This is a genomic window from Pseudomonas sp. MF6776, from assembly GCF_016613125.1.
Classification (GTDB): Bacteria; Pseudomonadota; Gammaproteobacteria; order Pseudomonadales; family Pseudomonadaceae; genus Aquipseudomonas; species Aquipseudomonas iridis.
The window spans coordinates 13,850-33,179 of record NZ_JAENSQ010000011.1 but is presented as its reverse complement, the minus strand read 5'-3'; the positions used below and the strand labels follow the sequence as shown (position 1 = coordinate 33,179).

Sequence of the window (19,330 nt, the reverse complement as noted above, 5' to 3'; positions counted from 1 at the left end):
ACATGGGGACAGCGTTCAACCTGTAGGAGCTGGCGAAGGCTGCGATCTTTTGATTTTTTTGTTAGAAACTCATGTCCACCTTGGTCCAGAGCGTGCGCCCCGGCTCATTGATGGCTTGCGGGTCGTTGGCCGGGTAGCCGAAACCGGCGTTGCCCGCCAGGTTCAGGTGTTCGGCGTAAGCTTTGCCGAACAGGTTGTCGACGCCGCTGCTGACCTTCCAGTTTTTGTTGATCCGGTAGGCACCGTTGAGCGAGAACACGCCGAAGCCCGAACTCTTGTCGTAATCCTTGCCGACCACGTTGCCCTTGTTCTGATCGATACGGTTTTGCGCAGCAACCACCCTCCACAGTGCGCCGGCGCTCCAGTTGTTTTCGCTATAGGTCAGGCCCAAACGTGCGTCCAGCGGCGGCATTTGTGGCAGGGCCGAACCGTCGCTGCTGTTCTTGCCCCAGGCGTAAGCCAGGGTCGCATCGGCCTTCCAGTGGTCGGTGAGGTTGTACGCGGCGCCGAGTTCACCGCCCATGATCCGCGCGTCGATGTTCTCGGCGCGCGAAGTACTCATGCCCATCATTCCCGGGGTGTAGTCGAAGAGGATGTAGTCGCGCACCACGCCGATGTACCCAGAGGCCCAGGCCTCAAGATCGGCACTCTTGTAGTTCACGCCGAAATCCAGCTGGGTGGTCTTTTCCGGTTTGATCGAGTCGAATGCATTGACCGAGCCGGCAGGTCCGGATTTCGGCGAAAACAGCTCCCAGTAATCCGGGAAGCGCTGCGCGTGGCCAATCCCGGCGTAGAGCGTGGTCGGGCTGTCGGCCAGATCATGCTCGTAGCGCACGAAGCCGCTCGGCAAGGTGTCGGCGCGGGTGTCATCGGCGGTCGGATTGGGCCGGGCCATCATTCCCGAACCGCTGGTCTGGCGGTAATCCTTGGCCGATGCACGGTCAACGCGGGCGCCGGTGATCAGCCGATCACGGTCGGCGGCGTACCAGGTCATTTCGCTGAATACGCCGTAGTTATGGAAGTCGGCGTCCTTGGTGTAGGGCTGATCCTTGTAGGTATTGATGCCCATGCCGCTGCGCTGGCGGTGTTCGTTGGTCTGCGCGTCGAGACCGGTGATCAGTTGAATGTCCGCCCAGCGCCACGTTGCTTTGACCCGTGCGCCAAGGGTGCGGCGGTCGACATTGGATGCCATTGGCCCCGCCATCATGCCGGTGCCGGACGGGGTGCGCAGGGTGTAGTTGTCCATCACATGGTCGGCGTAGTTGTAATAGACCTGCGCTTCCAGCTTTTCCAGCACGTCGGTGATGTTGGATTTTTCGATACGCAGGCCGAGGCTTTCACGCAGGAACTGTGAACCGTCCATGCCGCGTCCGGCGTAGCGGGCTTCACCATCACCCTTGCCGGCAGTGAGCTCGATCAGAGTGTCGGCGTCCGGCGTCCAGCCCACGGCGACATCGCCGTTCCACTTGTCGTAGCGCGAGGCGACGATGTCGTTGTTGCCGTCGCGGTAGTCGTCGGAGTGCGCGGTGTTGCCGATCACCCGAACGTAGCCCAGCGGCCCGCCGGCAGCGGCGTCGACGACTTTGTCGAAGCGCCCGTGGGAGCCGGCCAGAATGCTGGCGTTCACCCGCGTGCCGAGTTCGCCGAAGCTTTCCGGTTCACGGTCGAACAGCACGGTGCCGGCCGAGGCGCCCGGGCCGTAGAGCACGGTTTGCGGGCCTTTGATCACGGTGAGTTTGTCGTAGGTTTCCGGCGAGATGTACGAGGTCGGCGCGTCCATCCGGCCTGGGCAGGCGCCGAGCATCATGCTGCCGTTGGTAAGAATATTCAGGCGCGACCCGAACATGCCACGCAGTACCGGATCACCGTTGGTGCCACCGTTGCGCACCAGCGCAAAGCCCGGAATGGTCTTCAGGTAATCGCCGCCATCGCTGGCCGGCACTGGCTGGCGCGGGTCTTTGGGGTTGGTGACGATGTTCAGCGGCGAGCTTGGGGCGATGGCGGTAATCACCGTCGGGCTCAGTTCTTCACGGTGATCGGCGTGATCATCGGCCAGCACCAGCGGGGACAGCAGGATGCCGCAAAGGACGGCGATAGCGTGCCTGAAACGAATGCGCGATTCGTTCAAAGCGAAGGACGCCTGGGCAGAGCCCGAGCGGGGAACAGCAGAAAACCTGGACATGACAATTTCCATCAAACAGTCGTAAACGACACGGCCGGCAGCCTGAGGCTGTCTTCTCAACCGTGTGCAATCAAAGGTGCGTGTTTACGCTGTGACGGGCGGGGCGCGGGGGCGGGCGCCGGGAAAGAAGGTTGGCCGGGCATGACCCAGGCGTGGCGAGGGTGAAGTGTAGGTGCTCAGCGGCAGGATATTGAAGGCAACGAAATCGCCGCCGCCGGTCAGTGCCGGGCAATTGAACAGCAGGCTGCAATAGCCGCATTTTTCCCACAGCACATGCTGCGAGGATTGTGGCGGGCAATGTTCGGCGGAGGGTTTTGCGCCATGCCCGGCGTGATCCATGCCGGGCATGTCCATCGACATGTCCATGCTCATTGGCGTGGATGTCGAGGCGTGTTGATTCATCGGCATCGACTGAGAAATCAGTGGGCCGATGAAGATCATCAACATGGCGAACAGGGCGATCCAACTGCCGTGCTGACGGCGGTTGTCGATGGACCTGGCGCGAGGCGGGCGCATGGGCAGGATCAGCCGGGCTGATTACTGAGCGTGCGCGTGGGCCTTTGTAGTTTCCGGCGGTTTCTTCTGCACGGCGACTTCGACGGTGACGTCCCCGGCTTTCTCGAAGTGCATGGTCAACGGGAAGCGTTTGCCGTCGCTGAGCAGGCTGCGGTCCGTCGGGTTGAGCAGCATGACGTGATAGGCCATTGGCGCGAAGGTCACGTTGCCGCCCGCAGGAATAGCGACACTCGGCACCTGCTGCATCTTCATCAGATCGCCCTGCATCACATGCTCATGCAGCTGTGCTTCGGGGGCGATGGGCGAGTCGACACTGAGCAAACGGTCGGCGGTTTTACCGTTGTTGTGAATCACGAAATACGCGGCAACCGTGGGAGCATTGGGCGGTAATTCCTGTGACCACGGGTGGGCAATTTCAAGCTCGCCGGCCTTGTATTCGTGGGCATGGGCGAAGCACGCAGGCAGCAACAGCGCAGCGATGACGATGAATTTGTTCAACATGGCAGTTCTCCAGAACGATTTGAAACGCAGATTAATTGCGCGAACAAATCAAACCAGAGGGGAGGCGCGGGGGTTCAGGCTCGGCCATTGCTGGCGCGGCGTGGGGGTTTGCAATGAGACGGGCGCCACGCTGCGATTGCTTTCGAAACGCGCGAAATACAGCTGCGGTGCATGCCCCGGCAGCGCAACCAGCGGCGCTGAGCCTGAGCAACACCAGCAATGCTGCATGTTGGAATGGGTGTCATTCGGCGGGGCTTGCTGATCCGTGGTGCCGATGTTGATCGCTACCATTTTCGTCCCGCTGCCAGTGCAGAAACTGCTCCACAACAATTGCTCGGCCGGTGAATTGGCCGCCTGTGCCATCGCTCCCGTCATCGGCATGGCGAGCATGTTGAACAGCACTGCAAAGCAGGCAATCCAGGCAAGCGCGAGCCGTTGTCGGTTCATGGGACAGATCCATAGGGTGGGCGATCAGGCGTGGCTATTTAGCCTGATCAGGGTCGATAAGTAAAAAAGCGTCGTGCGGTTTGGTGTCGCAGAGCTTCCTGCAAGAGTTTGAGAAGTCTGCGGCCCAGCTCGATTTCGCCGTTATAAATGAGTGTAGCGGCTTCGATTCGCATTGCCTGGGCGAAATCCGAGTCGCTTTCCATTCGTGCGCGAATGGTCTGCTTGACGTCTCGAAGTGCTACCCGGTTGAGCTACCCATCGCCGGAGTCTTCGATCTCACAGCCCTTGATGTATTCGCTAAGATCGACAGGTGTTTTCAGGTAATCCTTGACGTCGAAACGGGAGAATTTTTCTGACATTGGATGTATACGCCTTTGGAATCAAAGACGGTGAGCGTAAATGTAGACCCTGGCTGCCGATAATCAGCGGTTCGTTAAGTTGTTGTGGGCAGTGTCTGCCTTGGTTGTAGGATTCACGTCAGATATCCAGCCGAGCCCGTGACATTGTGGGAGCGAGCCTGCTCGCGAAAGCATTGGGTCAGGCAATGGATGTGCAAACTTTGCCGACGTCTTCGCGAGCAGGCTCGCTCCCACAGTGGTCGGTGGCGACCACATAACCTGTTTACCCCGCGAACACAGTGGGAGGGGCGGTGCGACGATTCGACTTGCCCGCGCAGGCGGCCGTGAGATCTGTGCTTATTTTCAGATACGGTTAAAGGTCGAGAGGGCAGCGAGAATTTCGTCGACCGAGGCAAACTCCCGATCAACCCCCGGTAACTCCGGCCGCTTCAACACAATCACCGGCACCCCACGCTCCCGCGCCACTTCCAGCTTCGGTTCGGTCGCCGTACTGCCGCTGTTCTTGCTGATCAGCACATCAATCTGGCGCCGCTCGAACAGCGCCCGTTCATCCTCAAGCACAAACGGCCCACGTGCGCCGATGACTTCGCAGCGTTCGTTACCGGGATAAACGTCGAGGGCGCGCAGGGTCCAGAATTGTTCGGCGGGGATTTCGTCGAGGTGTTGTAACGGTTCGCGGCCCAAGGTGAACAGGGGGCGGCGAAACGGTTTGAGGGCGTCGATCAGTTCGGACCAGTCGCTGATTTCACGCCAGTCATCACCGGGCTGCGGCTGCCACGCCGGACGGCGCAGGGCCCAGCAGGGGATGCCGGTCTGTTGCGCGGCGGTGGCGGCGTTCTGGCTGATTTGTGCGGCATAGGGATGGGTGGCGTCGAGTAGCAGATCAACGCCTTCATCCCGAATGAACTGCGCCAGACCTTCAGCGCCACCGTAGCCACCGACGCGCACCTGACAGCGCAGATCGGTGGGCACACGACCAACCCCGGCCAGGCTGTAAATATGTTGCGGGTCGAGGGTACGGGCAATCGCCAGCGCCTCAGTCACGCCGCCCAACAACAGAATCCGCTTCATGCAAAACCTCCGGCATGGCCAACGACACCGCCCTGACGATCTATCGCAAACACCTCGACCTGCACCTGCGCCGGCACCACGCTGCGAGCAAACTCCAACGCGTGACGACACACCTCATCTCCCAGTGCGATGCCCACGGCACTGGCCATCGCCAACGCCTGCTGGCTGGTGTTCGCCTCACGAATATTCTGCTGCAAAGTCTCATCGGCGCCGATCGCCGCCGCCCAGTCGGCCAGTTGCGGCAGGTCAATGCTGGAATGGCGCGAGTGCAGATCCATGTGCCCGGCCGCCAGTTTGCTGATTTTGCCGAAACCGCCGCACAGGCTGAGTTTATCCACAGGCACTTTGCGCAAATGCTTGAGTACCGCGCCGACGAAGTCGCCCATTTCGATCAGGGCGATTTCCGGCAGGTTGTACACCCGGCGCATGGTGTCTTCGCTGGCGTTGCCGGTGCAGGCGGCGATGTGCAGATAGCCGTTGGTCTTGGCGACATCGATGCCTTGATGAATCGAGGCGATATACGCCGCGCAGGAAAATGGCCGGACGATGCCGCTGGTACCGAGGATCGACAAGCCGCCGAGAATGCCCAGGCGCGGGTTCATGGTCTTCAGCGCCAGGGCTTCGCCGCCCTCGACGTTGACGGTGACCTCGAAGCCGCCGGCATAACCGGTCTCGGCCGCGAGCAGGCTCAAGTGGTCGCTGATCATCTTGCGCGGCACCGGATTGATCGCCGGCTCCCCCACGGCCAGCACAAGTCCCGGGCGGGTCACGGTGCCAACGCCCGCACCGGCACTGAAGCTAATCCCCGGTTCGGCCGACAGCCGCACCCGCGAATAGAGCAAGGCGCCGTGGGTCACGTCCGGGTCGTCGCCGGCGTCCTTGATCGTCCCGGCTTCGGCGCCGTCGTCGGTCAATCGGCAGAACTCCAGCCGCATCTGCACCTGTTTGCCCTTGGGCAAGATGATTTGCACGGCATCGGCGCAGGCTCCGCCAAGCAGCAGGCGGGCGGCGGCGAGGCTGGTGGCGGTGGCGCAGCTGCCGGTGGTCAGGCCGCTGCGCAGGGGCGCGGGTTGTTCGGCGGTTTCGTCACGCATCGAAAGGTTTGACCAGATCGAGCAGCGTGATCGGCAGCGCCTGACGCCAGGTGTCGAACTCGCCGAGCGGTTGCGCCTGAGCGACGTGGATGCGCGTCAGCTCGCCGCCGTAGCGTTCGCGCCAGTGCATCAGGGTGACTTCGCTTTGCAGGGTCACCGCGTTGGCGACCAGTCGACCGCCGGGTTTGAGTTGCTCCCAGCAGGCCTCGAACACACCGTCGCGGGTCACGCCACCGCCGATGAAAATGGCGTCCGGTCGCTCCAGTCCGGCCAATGCCTGCGGTGCTTTGCCACGAATCAATTGCAGCCCCGGCACACCCAGCGCATCGCAATTGTGTTCGATCAATTGCTGCCGGCCGTCATCGGCTTCGATGGCCAGCGTGCGGCAGCTTGGGTGAGCACGCATCCACTCGATGCCAATCGAACCACTGCCCGCGCCGACATCCCACAGCAGTTCGCCGGGAGTCGGGGCGAGGCGGGCGAGGGTGATCGCGCGCACGTCGCGTTTGGTCAGTTGGCCGTCATGCTGGAATGCCGAGTCGGGCAGGCCGGCCAGACGCGACAGCCTCGGGGTGTCGGCGTTGGCGCGGCATTCGATGGCGATCACGTTCAGATCGGCAATCGGCGGGTCGCACCAGTCATTGGCGCTGCCGTCGATGCGCCGCTCGGCGTCGCCGCCCAGATGTTCCAGCACGCTTATGCGGCTCGAACCAAAGCCGCGTTCACGCAGCAATTGCGCGACTGCCGCGGGACTGGCGCCGTCATTGCTCAGCAGCAACAGACGCACGCCGCTGAACAACTGCGCATTGAGCGCGGCCAGCGGACGGGCGACCAGCGACAGTGTCACGACGTCTTGTAATGGCCAGCCGAGGCGGGCGGCGGCCAGCGAGCAGGAGGATGGCGCGGGCAGGATCAGCATCTCGTCGCTCGGCAGTTGTCGCGCGAGGCTGGCGCCGACGCCGTAGAACATCGGGTCACCGCTGGCCAGTACGCACACCGCTGCACCGCGCTGCTCAAGCACCGGCGCCAGCGAAAAGGGGCTCGGCCACAACTGCCGCTCGCCGCCAATGCACGGCGGCAACAAGTCCAGTTGGCGCTGACCGCCGACGATCCGCGAGGCGCCCATCAGGGCACGCCGGGCGTTTTTGCCCAGGCCCTTGAAGCCGTCTTCACCGATTCCCACAACCGTCAGCCAGGGTGACATCTATATTCCTCTAAACATGCCGTTCCGACGGGCAGTCTTTTCATGCCGCCGGACAAAGCAGGCATAATACCGCGCCTTCGCCCGCGAAGCGCCTTTCCCACGCAGCCGGTCAGCCCCTTGAACGAACGCCCGATGTCCACCGCCATACGCCCCTCGGCTTGCCCGGGGTTGCTGCGTATCGTCCAGGCACTGGACGGGGGCATCTGCCGGATCAAGCTCGATGGCGGCTCAATCAGCGCCGATCAGGCTGACGCGGTGGCCAATGCCGCCGAGCAGTTCGCTGGCGGGGCGATTGAGGCGACCAATCGCGCCAACCTGCAAATTCGTGGCATCGGCCAGCAATCCGCTGCCCTGATCGACAGTTTGCTGGCTGCCGGACTCGGGCCGCGCACCGCCGCAGGCGATGATGTGCGCAATCTGATGCTCAGCCCAACCGCGGGGATCGACCGGCAGATGCGCTTCGACACCCGCGCACTCGCCCAGCAGATCCTCGACACGCTGCAAAGCCATCCACGTTTCCACGAGTTGAGCGCCAAGTTCGCCGTGCAACTCGATGGCGGTGAAGCGCTGGCGATGCTCGAACATCCCCACGACCTGTGGTTGTCGGCGTTCGAGCGCGATGGCGAGACGTTGCTGGCGTTTGGTCTGGCCGGGTGCCCGACCGATCGCGCGGTCGGGGCGGTGACGCTGGAAAATGGCCATGCGCTGGTGGTCGCGGTGCTGGAGCTGTTCCTCGAACTGGCGCGGCCCGAGCAAACGCGCATGCGCCATTTGCTCGATGAACTGCCGATGCTGGCGTTTCTTGAGCAGCTCAGAGCACGCCTGCCGATCAAAGCGATCAGCGGCTGGCAACGTCTGCCGGTTGCGGACGATCTGCACATCGGCCCTCATCCGCAAAACACCAACAACCTTGTCTACGTCGCAGGCGTGCCGCCACTCGGTCGCCTCGACCCGACCATGCTGCGCGGTGTAGCCCAACTGGCTCGTCGTTTCGGCGACGGCAGCCTGCGTTTCACGCCGTGGCAAAGCCTGCTGCTGCCGAACGTGACGCAGACCGACGTAAACCAGGTGATCGAAGGCCTCAAACAACTGCACCTGCTGACCGATGCCGCTGAGCCACTGTCGAGAATGATCGCCTGCACCGGCGCCAACGGCTGTGGCAAAGGCCTGGCCGACACCAAAAGCGATGCCCGTCTGTTGGCGACGCTGCTGCCGCAAGCGCAAAGCGTGCACCTGTCCGGTTGCACGCGTTCGTGCGCCGCCGCGCACTGTGCCCCGGCGACCTTGCTGGCCGTCAGTGCCGGTCAATACGACCTCTATTTTCGCGATGCAGCACAGCCGGGTTTCGGCACGCTGCACGCACGCAACCTTACTATTGAAGCGGCCGCGGCAGTCCTTATCGATGCTTGCCCGACGCCCGCTCCCGGAGCCCCCTTGATGCTTGATTACATCCGCGATGGTCAGGAGATCTATCGCAACTCCTTCGCGATCATTCGCAGCGAGGCCAATCTGGCGCGCATCCCCGCCGATCTGGAGAAACTCGCGGTGCGAGTCATTCACGCCTGCGGCATGGTCGAGGCCATCGACGGTCTGCAATTCTCTGAGGGGGCGGGCAAGGCCGGACGTGCTGCGCTGGCCGCGGGTGCGCCGATCCTCTGCGATGCGCGAATGGTCTCCGAAGGCGTGACCCGCGCGCGCCTGCCGGCCAACAATGAAGTGATCTGCACCCTGCGCGACGACAGCGTGCCGGGGTTGGCGCGTGAACTGGGCAACACCCGCTCCGCCGCCGCGCTGGAACTGTGGCGCCCGCACCTGGAGGGCAGCGTCGTGGTGATCGGCAACGCGCCGACCGCGCTGTTTTATCTGCTGGAAATGCTCGATGCCGGCGCACCGAAACCGGCGCTGATTCTCGGCTTCCCGGTGGGCTTCGTCGGCGCGGCAGAATCGAAAGCGGCGCTGGCCGCCGACAGCCGTGGCGTGCCGTTTGTGATCATGCAAGGTCGACTCGGCGGTAGCGCCATGGCGGCTGCGGCGGTCAACGCCCTCGCGACGGAGATCGAATGATGCAGGCCAAAGGACGTTTGATTGGTCTGGGCGTCGGCCCCGGTGATCCGGAACTGATCACCGTCAAGGCCTTGCGCCTGCTGCGCGAATCGCCGGTGGTGGCGTACTTCGTCGCCAAGGGCAAGAAGGGCAACGCGTTCGGCATCATCGAAGCGCACTTGCAGGACGCGCAGAATCTGCTGCCGCTGGTGTACCCGGTGACCACCGAAGCGCTGCCGGCGCCGCTGTCGTATGAACAGGTGATCAGTGATTTCTACGATGAAGCCGCCGAGACGATTGCGGCGCATCTGGACGCCGGCCGTGACGTAGCGGTGATCTGTGAAGGCGATCCGTTCTTCTACGGCTCCTACATGTATTTGCATGATCGACTGGCCACCCGCTATGAGGCGCAAGTGGTGCCGGGTGTTTGCTCGATGCTTGGCGGCGCGTCGGTGCTGGGCGCGCCGTTGGTGTATCGCAATCAGAGTTTGTCGGTGCTCTCCGGCGTGTTGCCTCATGAAGAATTGAAGCGACGTCTGGCCGATGCCGACGCGGCAGTGATCATGAAGCTGGGACGCAATTTCCACAAAGTGCGGCAGGTGCTGGAAGAACTTGGCCTGGCCGAACGGGCGCTGTACGTCGAGCGTGCGACCATGGCCAATCAGAAGATCGTGCCGATCGACCAGGTCGAGCCGATGTCGTCGCCGTACTTCTCGCTGATCATCGTGCCCGGCGAACGGTGGCAAGGCTGATGACTTCATCCACTCCCGCGATTGTCATTCTTGGTCAGGGTAGCCTGGCCACTGCCCGGCGCATCCAGCAGGTGTATCCGGCGCAGATCCACGGTCTCGCCGGTCGTGTCGAAGGCGCCGACTGCACGTATCAGGAATTCGGCGCGACCCTGCGCGAGTTGTACCAGCAGGCCACGCCGATCATTGCCCTGTGCGCAGCCGGCATTGTCATCCGCACACTGGCGCCGCTGTTGCTGGAGAAAGGCGCCGAGCCTGCGGTACTGGCCGTCGCCGAAGACGGCAGCGCCGTGGTGCCGTTGCTCGGTGGCCTTGGCGGGGTGAATGTCATGGCGCGGGAGATCGCTGCGGGGCTGCAAGTCGCGGCAGCGATCACCACCAGCGGCGAACTGCGCTTTGGCACCTGCCTGCTCAATCCTCCGAGCGGCTACGCGCTGGCGGATCTGGAGCTGGGTAAACGCTTCGTCTCCGATCTGCTGGCCGGGCATAGCGTGCGCATCGAAGGCGCGGCGCCGTGGCTGGATCAGGCGCAACTGCTGGAAGATCCACAGGCGCAGCGTTCGATTCATGTCGGCAGTGCCGAGCGTGCGGCGAGTGCCAATGAGTTGCTGATCTATCCGCGCAGTGTGGCGGTGGCGGTGAGCGCAGACGTGGCGGATTTGCCGAGTGTGATTCGTGCGGCGTTGCAGCAGGCGAACGTAGCGGTTCAGGCGTTGGCTTGTCTGGTGGCGGCTGATACCGAGATGGCTTCGGCGAACCTGCGCGACGCCGCACTTGAACTGAATGTGCCATTGCGGTTTGTCACGGCGCAAAGCGACATCGGCGCACTGGCGCGCGTTGCGGTGCCAGAGGCCAAAATCATTGAGCAAAACGGCCTGGCCATCGTTGTCGCCGAGCAGCCACTGGACGTCGCGCACATCGGTCGCCCGCGCGGTCGTCTTGCTGTGATTGGCCTTGGCCCCGGCGCTGCCGAACTGATGGTGCCTGCGGTAAAAGCGGAACTGGCTCGCGCCACCGACGTGCTCGGCTATGAAACCTACGTGCGCATGGCCGGCCCGTTCCGCGACGATCAAGTGCAGCATTGCACCGACAACCGCGAAGAAATGCAGCGCGCCCGCCACGCCTTCAGACTGGCGGCCGAGGGCCGTTCGGTGATCGTGGTGTCGTCCGGCGATCCGGGCGTATTCGCCATGGCGGCGGCGGTGCTCGAAGCGTTGCACGAGTCCGATGATCCGGCGTGGCACCGTGTCGATCTGGAAATCCTCCCGGGCGTCTCAGCGTCCCTCGCCACCGCTGCCCAGGCAGGCGCGCCGCTGGGCCATGACTTCTGTGTGATGTCGCTGTCGGACAACCTCAAACCGTGGTCGATCATCGAGAAGCGTCTCGACCTGGCCGCGCAGGCGGATCTGGCGCTGGCGTTCTACAACCCGATCTCGCGCGCCCGTCCGTGGCAACTGGGGCGGGCCCTGGAAATCGTCGCGCAACATCGCACACCGCAAACCCCTGTGGTGCTGGGACGTGACATCGGGCGGCCGGGGCAGACCCTGCGCACCACGACTCTCGGCGCTTTGATGCCGGACCAGGTGGACATGCGCACCATGGTGTTGATCGGTTCCTCCACTACTTGCACTTTTGCGCGGGCTGGAGGAGGGGAATGGGTTTATACGCCACGTTGGTATGGTGAAAAGCCGATTTCTTGAACAGTCGCCCGTTGATCACGGAGGTAAGTTGTAAGTAACTTACAGTTGGCGTGACATTGGGTTAATACTTTCAATTTTAAAGTGCGATAACTAAAACCAGGCCGCGACCCCTTTGGGTTCGCGGCCTTGTGCGTTTGCAGGTGAAAGTATTGCGGATGAACTTGTCGCTGGATCCTACCGTTATGCAGTTTGAATGTTGATCGATGTTGCACGCGACACTGATTGTTTTTTTTGATATTTGAGCTCGTCCGACTTAATCAATAGTTTTGTTTGATCTATTAACTATTGATTCAAGGATGAAGGCTGATGGGGACTTTGAATAGTTCTACAAACAAGAGTGGGTTTGTTTCGGCGGAAGATTTTTTAGTACTGCAACAGGCGTTGGTCGAGCTTGCCGGCTCTACGGAATATGCGGCGCTGATTGCGCTTCATGAAGTTGCCAGTCAAACCGTCGATGCCGCCGAAAAGCTGCTGGCGGTGAAGCTGTTTCAGGAGAAGCTTGGGTCATTACTGAGCCAAAGCAGGCCATCCGCCCCCGTGGCGATCAATCGGATTCAGTCCGAATTGAGTCAATACATCGCGAGGCTTTCAGCGACGGCGGACCTGCTTGCTGGAGTAGGCAAACCCGTGCCGAAAATCATGCACTTTGTCTGGGTGGGCGGTGGTGAAGTCGGCGGTATCCAGCGTGACTATATGAACATCTGGCGCGAGGTGCTGAAGTCTCAGGAATACAAGTTCAATCTCTGGTACGACAGCGATGCAATGTTGGCGCATGAGATGAATCGGGTAATTCTCGAAAGTGCACGAGCTGATGCGATGGAATCGGGAGGCGATAAAGCCACCAAATCCACCCGGTTGTCGCAGATGATCGAGGAACGGGCGCGGGTGTTGAAACAGCAGATGTTCGCGTACATCGAACAACCGCAGTGGCGCGGCAGGGCAGATGATGCGCGTATTGACCTGATGGTCCGCGCCTACGGCATGGATCGATCGACGCTCGAAGCCCTTCGCCAACGACGCCTGGAAACGCATTTGGCAATAGTCGGTCCCGACCTGCAATTGCGAGATGTTCGCCAAGAGTTCGCCGGGCACTTTTTACAGGATGTCTATCAGCGCGAAATCGCCATGCGCGGTAACTTTGCAGCGGCGAGCGATGTCGTGCGTTTGCAGGCCGTGCATCTGGAAGGTGGCCGTTACAGTGACATGGATTACTTGCCACCGTTGGCCAGCAAGTTGGGTGGCGTGGATATCAGTGGTTTTGATGTCAACCAGCAACTTTGGGTTCTGAAACTTTTACTGGATCACAACGAAGCGTTGATGCCGGGTCGCGACGCAGTTCGCTACAAAGACATTACCGGAGAAATTCCTGTTCAGTATGCAGAGGCGTTAACCACATTCGCGCGCAGCAAACCCGCCGCTCATGAAATCTTTGTTGCACCGCAAGATCGCTCTGCCCCGTTAGACGCTCTTCGCCTCGGCACGCTCCATGGCTTTTCGAAGAATGGGCAAGTCAATGCTCACTTCATTGCTCATCCGGGCAGTGCCATGACCATGGCGTATTTGCAGATGATCCGGGTGAATTATGATTGTCTGCAGGAAGTAGAGCGCCGTTCCATTGAAGCCGGAATCGACACAGCGGATGAAGGTCGGTTATTTGATGTAATTCAAGACGTGGTCAATGAAATGCAGGCGCGGGGCAAACTGCCTGAATCAGACGCGCTTTTTCGTGCGTACAAACTCATTGATGCCATTGGTAGCTACTACGCGGACGGCATTCGAATCGGCGCGAGAGGCACCGTCACTCTTACCGGTCCCGGTGCCGCAAGTTCGGGGCTGACCCAGTACATCGAGCAGCAACTGATGCCCGATCAGATTGATCAGATAAGCCATCACCTGCAGTTGCTCGAAGGCTATAACGATGTCACGGAAGAGGAAAGGATCTCCGGCTGGACCGTCAACGACGACCCCGAGCAATGGCTGGCTAAAGAGCAGGAAAAATGGCAAACCGGACAACTGAAAGCGCGTTACGCCGGCCAATTGGCTGACCTGCTGAAGCAAAAGACCCTGACGTTCAAGCAAGGCTGGCCGGTGATCGAAGGCAAACCGGTGTTGCTGACTTCGGTATTGCAACACTTGATGGATGAACTGGGCGGTTCCTTCATTCGCGTGATGAAGGACAAGTTGAGCGGTGACTTCACCTTCGACACAGCCTTCACCATTGATTTTGAAACGCGTCAGCAAATCATCGCGCAATCCGACACCCAGATTCCCGCATCCCATGGCGTCGAGCTCACCAGCAACCTGAATGAACTGTTTACCCACGTCGCCCACGGCTCGCTCCACCCTGAGCACTTGAGCCCGATGCTGCGGGTGATACTGGGTGGCATCTTCGGCGCCACGAGCCTGGGTGACGCGGGATTCGTCGACGCTTGGCAGCAAGTGTCGAATATCGCTAGGCAAACCTCGGAAGGCGGTGTGTTCGCTCGCTACAACGCCATCGAGAACGCCGTGCGTCAGCGCCAGTCTGCAGACAACGAAAGCGCACCAGTGCCGCGCGGCCAGCCTGACACGCACACCACGCGGGAGCTCAAGGTGCTCGCCTTGACCGAGCCGCTGACGCTGAACAGATGGCATGAACGGATCGAGCAGATCAGCCGCACTGCGCAACGTGAATACCGCGGGCAAATCCTTCAGCGCGGCGGTCAGGTGCGTGAACTGTTTTTCAAGGCCGGGGCCATTTCCACCCGGCAAATGCCGCAGGATCTGCTGATGAACACCGCGGGCGATCCCGGCCGGCGTTGCTATCCGCTGGCCCTGCTGACGGCGTCGGCTCTGGCCCAGGGCGATGCGGCCGAGCGGGCACTGATCGGGCGTGTTGCCAACGCTGGCAAGACACCGGCTGACGCTGATTCCCGAGCGTTGCTGCTGGCGCTGGATGAGCTGCATCAAACGCCAGTCACCGATCACGGAACCGCGCACGGTCTGCAGGGGGTTGAGGCTGTCGTGCAGATGCTGCAAGCGAAAACGGCACCCGCCGTCATGCTGCTCGATACCGGTAATCACGCGTTGCTGGTGGCCAAAGTCATGCAGGGCGACACGCCGGTTTTTCGTTTTTACGACCCCAACTTCGCGATTTTCGGCTTTGCCGGGGCGCAACAGTTGTCGCTGGGCATGGCGCTCTACTTGAGTGCCGGAAACGGCGCGATGGCCAGGCTTTACGGTCTGGGCGACATCGCCAAAGCACAATTCAATGTGACCGAACTGAACACCACGAAGATTGCCGACACAGTGCTTTCTTCGAATCTGCGACTCGACAGCTTTCTGAAAAATCAGGCGATTACGGATGTTCAAGGTGTTTCGGTCTGGGAAAAGCAGGCGCTCGGGCGCACCCGCTCCTTGAGTGAAAACGCTCGAATGGGGTCCAGTCTGGCGCAGCTGGATGCTCGTTACTGGACGCAGGAATTTGCCCAGGCCACCGACCTTTTGCGTGCCGAATACAAACTGGGACGTGAATATCTGCCGTTGCTGGACACCGTCGAAAAAACGCCGGAGGCGGGTTACTCGCTGACCATGGCTGACGTTCTTCACCCGCAGAACACACTCAAGGTTTCCACCACCGACGCGCGGTTCAGCAAGATCAGGCACCACCTTCAGCGACTGGTGAAAACCCTGGCCGGCGAGCCCACCCATGCGGGTGAAGCCGACGGCGGGAGCCGCTTGAGTTTTGCCTTTGCGATTCAGACGCTGATTACCGAAATGCGCCAACGGGATTACCAGGACGGTGAAGGACAGATGCCGACATTGGCGATTGCCCTTCAGGTTCAGGTGTATGTGAACTATGCACAGCTGGGTTTCGGCGTGGTCAGCGATGTGGTGCAGATCGCCCGGCTGGTGCAACAGGTGTCGGCTGCCGAGCAAGCGCTGAAACAGACCTCGGTTTCGGGGCGCTTGGCCGGTCGTGCTGCCACTGGCGCCGGCTTCGTATTTTCCTTGGCGAATATCGGGTTCGATATTTACAACCTGTCGATTGCCGAAAACCATGAGCAGCGATCGAGGTTTTCCACGTCGCTGGCCTTCAACGTGGCGGCGCTGGGGCTGGATATCGTTGCGCTGGCGGCCGGTGGCGTCGTTGGCGGGGCAGCGGCTTTCCTGTCTGTGCCTTTGCTCGGTATCGGCATCGGCGTGACAGCCATCGCCAGCAATCTGGGGCAGATCCGGGACAAGGCCACGGCCGTCGGCAACCATCTGCGCGATATCCAGAATGCCTACACTCCCGGCGCCTATACCCTCGAACACGGGGTTTTGCAGTTCCCGGCCGAGGCGGTCATCACGAGCCTTGATCTGCAAGATAATCAGGTCCGGTTCAACAGCCAGAGTTTTTACCCGTGGGTGGGCAGTTGGTCGGAGTTACCACAGTCCACCTCTGCCCCAGAGCACATGCACCGCGCCATCAACATTCGGGAGGCATTCGAACTGCCCGAAGTCATGACGCTCGACAAGGGCCGAGCCGGCGATCGCCATACGGTCGTGCTGCCGTGTACGCCTGTCTGCTTTTACGGATACGAGTATCAACTGGGGGGCACGGGACACAAGTACGTGCCAAAGCCAGGAGAGGTGGTTGCGCCGCGTACCTCGAGTGAGGCCCCCGGGCCGCATTGGTATTCATACCGTTCGCCTATTGCTGTGGCCCTTGAAGCGATTGTCGACAGCTTCAACGATGGCATCTATACCCGCTATCCCCAGTTACGCAACAGTGCGGCTTACAAGTTGGAGTATGACAAACAAGGTAACCAACGGTTTTACCTGTACAGCACTCCATCGCTGAAACACATCCTCTACAAACTGCTACCGGTCCATAAGCCGACAAACATAGACGTGCAGCTGGATGAACATGTCCGTCAGTTGGTCGTCCCGCAGTTGCCGAAGGAGTGGAAGCAGTGCATTTCCTACGAGATCTTCAGCCACTCCCCAGGCACGCGTCAGCTCTGGCTGACGCCGGGCCTTGTTGCGGTTTCCCTGCGCAACTATGCGGCGACGCAGTGGATACTTCATGCGCCGTGGGCCAGCGAAAAAAGCGTTGGTTTTGACGGCGTGTCGCTCAACGTCGACGGGATTCGCATCGAAGGTCATGTGGATTTCATCGAGCTGGCGAACGGTGAGTTGTTCCGTCTCGACTGGAAAGCCGTGCGGCTGATGCTGGTGTCCATCACGCTGGAGCATCCCACTGCCTTGGCCAATGCTTCTACATTGCAAATTTCGATAGGCAGAGAAACTTCGCAGGCAGCGGTGCTGGCGCGAATTCGAATGCTGGCGGCAGAGCAACGCGTCGCCACCGCTTATGTGCCATTGAACAAGTTCAGGGTGCCGCTGAGCGCGGCAAACCAACCGGTGTTCGTCACCGCCTACTATGACGTGGCGAACGCGCGGTTGTTGTATGCGCGCAACCTGCCTGAGGCCATCAATGATGGCGTGACACTGGCGGCAGTCGATGCCAGGCACGCCTGGTTCTATCACCCCGAGCATGCGACGGTCTGGCGCGTCGACATGATCACCGGCACGGTCAACCAGCGCTACCGGTTGATGAATCCCGCCAGTGGCTCAAGGATTGTCGGTTGTGAACAGACTGTCGGCGGCATTCGGGTGCGGCAAACGATGCTTGCGGTCGACAGCGGCGTAGAGACCGGTTTTGAATATTTTCTGACTGAGTCCACGGTAACGCTTGAGTGCATCAACACTTCGGCTGCCTGGGGCGATTACACACCGCGCCGGCCGGCCAGTTACTGGCGCTCATTGGTTGATCGCTTCAAAACGCCGCGTGACTACGCCGACAGCACCCCCGGCATGGCGGCGGGCCTGGCCATTTGGCGGCCAGCTCAGTTTGTGCAGATACGCGGTCACGTCCAGCAAGAGGTTCGAGATGTTGGCTGGATTCGTCTGGCCGATGGTCTGCATTTCCAGTTAGACCGTGCCAGTGGCCTCGATCTGGATACGAAGATGCTGGTTTGGGATGCAGGTCTGGGTGATCTCCCGCTGTTCTACAGCAAAAGCGCCGGACTGCTGCAGCGGGGGGCCGGAACGGATGACTCGCAAGTTATCGCAACCGACGTCATCGATGTCAGCCAATTCGCTCAGCGTTTCATCGCCACCCGGGAAGACGGCCTGTTGTTCGAGGTCAACAAGCAAGGCGTGATGAAGTTTGTGGGCGTCGGGACGCAGTGGTTGCACAAACATACGGATTGGCTCGCCGCTTTACCGGCGCTTGCCGAAACGTGGAAAACTGCGCCGTTCTCGATCAATGGTCTGGAAAATGTCGGCGGCACACATTCGCTGGCAATGTGGTGCGTCGACGACAAGTTCTTGCTGGCCAAAATCGCTGGTACCACGGAGCTGGATCTGGTTGGACTGACCCCTGACAAACAGGCCGCGTGGTTGATGGATATTTGGGGACGGCTCTATCGCCAGCCTCTGACGAATATCGAGGCACTGCGTCGGGCGTTTGCCGGTGGCAGTCGCCTGTTACATCCGGAGCATTTGCCAGATGCGGAAATGGTTTGGTCGCAATGGTCCTTTACCCAAGTGCTGATGGACGGCCAAGGCCTGATCGGACAAACCCGCGAAGGCGTCAACCTGGAACTGATAGATCAGCAGCCTGCACGCATTATCAGTTTCGAAAACAAATGGTCGGATGGGGCCGGCCAACGTCCCGAACAGTTGCAGGAGCGCTTGCGAGCACTATTGAACAAGCAAAACCACGCGCCGTTCCTGCCAATCAAACGTCATGCGGGTCGCTACACGTACTACGTGCCGCAACTGGACCGGCTGTTCGATGTTACCGGTCGTGCCGACGGGCAGTGGGCGGTGTTTCTGGGGAATCGCGATGAGTCGGTGCCGCTGCTGTTCGATCCGGTGGACGGCTTGATTTTCAGCCGTGGTGCGCAGAAGGACATCTGGCTGGCGGGCAGTTACGCACAGCGTGAAGGGGAGTTGCTGTCGCTTGAAGTGAGTGGCGAGGTCATCGATCTCGTGGCGCTGCTGCCGGACGGGATCAACACGTTGGTACTGGCTTTTGGTGCGCAGACGTCAAGCTACCGGATCCTGGATGACGCGTGGCAGCGCCTGGATTGCATTGTGGTTGATAGTCGCCGGCCATCCGCCCGGCAAGTCGCCGGTGAGGGCACGCTGGTTCTGGACATGGCTGGCAATGAGCGCCTGCTGATGTCGCAGGTTGATGGGCAACTGGTGTTCACCGATCCGGACAACGCACACAGTCTGATCGTGCGACATGTCATACCCGAAGAGGGCAAACCGGGCATGTCGATGCAGATAAGCGTCAGAGTTGCAGACGAGCATTGCGCATTCCCGGTCGAACAATGGCTGAGCGCCATTTCACAAACCAAAAATGACCAAGGGGTTGCCACGCTCAAAGCAGTCGTTGAAAAGATCACCTGACATTTCACGGCAAAC

The 19,330-nt window shown here is 60.8% G+C and carries 11 protein-coding genes and 1 pseudogene; 5 read left to right on the top strand and 7 right to left on the bottom strand.

Translation table 11 applies throughout. The features are described 5' to 3' along the window. Window positions 1-61 precede the first annotated feature (61 nt). The 7 genes from JJD74_RS14690 to cbiE form a co-directional block, all read right to left on the bottom strand. Window positions 62-2,182 carry a TonB-dependent copper receptor gene (locus tag JJD74_RS14690; protein WP_200615020.1) on the bottom strand — a complete coding sequence of 707 codons (2,121 nt, stop codon included), beginning with the start codon at window positions 2,180-2,182 and terminating at the stop codon, window positions 62-64. Between the two features lie 84 nt (window positions 2,183-2,266). After that, complete coding sequence (locus JJD74_RS14685) at window positions 2,267-2,698, bottom strand: DUF2946 domain-containing protein (RefSeq protein WP_200615010.1); 432 nt, start codon at window positions 2,696-2,698, stop codon at window positions 2,267-2,269. A gap of 21 nt (window positions 2,699-2,719) precedes the next feature. Next, entirely contained in the window at window positions 2,720-3,199 is a 480-nt protein-coding gene (locus JJD74_RS14680; RefSeq protein ID WP_042557453.1) for a copper chaperone PCu(A)C, read from the bottom strand. Window positions 3,200-3,247: 48 nt separating this feature from the next. Further along, entirely contained in the window at window positions 3,248-3,646 is a 399-nt protein-coding gene (locus JJD74_RS14675; RefSeq protein WP_042557454.1) for a DUF2946 domain-containing protein, read from the bottom strand. Window positions 3,647-4,347: 701 nt separating this feature from the next. After that, window positions 4,348-5,076, bottom strand: coding sequence for a cobalt-precorrin-6A reductase (locus JJD74_RS14665; protein WP_200615007.1), 729 nt, complete (start codon window positions 5,074-5,076; stop codon window positions 4,348-4,350). Beyond that, window positions 5,073-6,170 (bottom strand): cobalt-precorrin-5B (C(1))-methyltransferase, encoded by a 1,098-nt coding sequence (locus JJD74_RS14660; RefSeq protein WP_200615004.1) that lies wholly within the window; start codon window positions 6,168-6,170, stop codon window positions 5,073-5,075. The genes JJD74_RS14665 and JJD74_RS14660 overlap by 4 nt, the downstream gene beginning before the upstream one ends. After that, complete coding sequence (cbiE, locus tag JJD74_RS14655) at window positions 6,163-7,374, bottom strand: precorrin-6y C5,15-methyltransferase (decarboxylating) subunit CbiE (RefSeq protein ID WP_200615001.1); 1,212 nt, start codon at window positions 7,372-7,374, stop codon at window positions 6,163-6,165. The genes JJD74_RS14660 and cbiE overlap by 8 nt, the downstream gene beginning before the upstream one ends. A gap of 132 nt (window positions 7,375-7,506) precedes the next feature. Here cbiE and cobG point away from each other — a divergent pair. The 5 genes and pseudogenes from cobG (at window position 7,507) to JJD74_RS14630 (ending at window position 19,315) form a co-directional block, all read left to right on the top strand. After that, window positions 7,507-8,819, top strand: a pseudogene (cobG, locus tag JJD74_RS14650) (precorrin-3B synthase). Further along, window positions 8,812-9,438, top strand: a complete 627-nt coding sequence (locus JJD74_RS14645) for a precorrin-8X methylmutase (protein WP_042557460.1) — start codon at window positions 8,812-8,814, stop codon at window positions 9,436-9,438. The pseudogene cobG and the gene JJD74_RS14645 overlap by 8 nt, the downstream one beginning before the upstream one ends. After that, window positions 9,435-10,169: a precorrin-2 C(20)-methyltransferase gene (locus tag JJD74_RS14640; protein ID WP_390896383.1), complete on the top strand. Its 735-nt coding sequence runs from the start codon at window positions 9,435-9,437 to the stop codon at window positions 10,167-10,169. Before JJD74_RS14645 ends, JJD74_RS14640 begins: the two co-directional genes overlap by 4 nt. Then, window positions 10,169-11,866, top strand: a complete 1,698-nt coding sequence (gene cobJ, locus JJD74_RS14635; RefSeq protein WP_200614999.1) for a precorrin-3B C(17)-methyltransferase — start codon at window positions 10,169-10,171, stop codon at window positions 11,864-11,866. Before JJD74_RS14640 ends, cobJ begins: the two co-directional genes overlap by 1 nt. A 306-nt stretch (window positions 11,867-12,172) precedes the next feature. After that, window positions 12,173-19,315: a TcdA/TcdB pore-forming domain-containing protein gene (locus JJD74_RS14630; RefSeq protein ID WP_200614997.1), complete on the top strand. Its 7,143-nt coding sequence runs from the start codon at window positions 12,173-12,175 to the stop codon at window positions 19,313-19,315. The last annotated feature ends 15 nt before the right edge of the window (window positions 19,316-19,330 follow it).

Excerpts from the sequence above, each read along its gene's own strand:
- cbiE (WP_200615001.1), bottom strand. The coding sequence starts at position 7,374 with ATGTCACCCTGGCTGACGGTTGTGGGAATCGGTGAAGACGGCTTCAAG.
- JJD74_RS14630 (WP_200614997.1), top strand. The coding sequence starts at position 12,173 with ATGGGGACTTTGAATAGTTCTACAAACAAGAGTGGGTTTGTTTCGGCG.
- JJD74_RS14645 (WP_042557460.1), top strand. The coding sequence starts at position 8,812 with ATGCTTGATTACATCCGCGATGGTCAGGAGATCTATCGCAACTCCTTC.
- cobJ (WP_200614999.1), top strand. The coding sequence starts at position 10,169 with ATGACTTCATCCACTCCCGCGATTGTCATTCTTGGTCAGGGTAGCCTG.
- JJD74_RS14640 (WP_390896383.1), top strand. The coding sequence starts at position 9,435 with ATGATGCAGGCCAAAGGACGTTTGATTGGTCTGGGCGTCGGCCCCGGT.
- JJD74_RS14680 (WP_042557453.1), bottom strand. The coding sequence starts at position 3,199 with ATGTTGAACAAATTCATCGTCATCGCTGCGCTGTTGCTGCCTGCGTGC.
- JJD74_RS14665 (WP_200615007.1), bottom strand. The coding sequence starts at position 5,076 with ATGAAGCGGATTCTGTTGTTGGGCGGCGTGACTGAGGCGCTGGCGATT.
- JJD74_RS14675 (WP_042557454.1), bottom strand. The coding sequence starts at position 3,646 with ATGAACCGACAACGGCTCGCGCTTGCCTGGATTGCCTGCTTTGCAGTG.
- JJD74_RS14690 (WP_200615020.1), bottom strand. The coding sequence starts at position 2,182 with ATGTCCAGGTTTTCTGCTGTTCCCCGCTCGGGCTCTGCCCAGGCGTCC.
- JJD74_RS14685 (WP_200615010.1), bottom strand. The coding sequence starts at position 2,698 with ATGCGCCCGCCTCGCGCCAGGTCCATCGACAACCGCCGTCAGCACGGC.
- JJD74_RS14660 (WP_200615004.1), bottom strand. The coding sequence starts at position 6,170 with ATGCGTGACGAAACCGCCGAACAACCCGCGCCCCTGCGCAGCGGCCTG.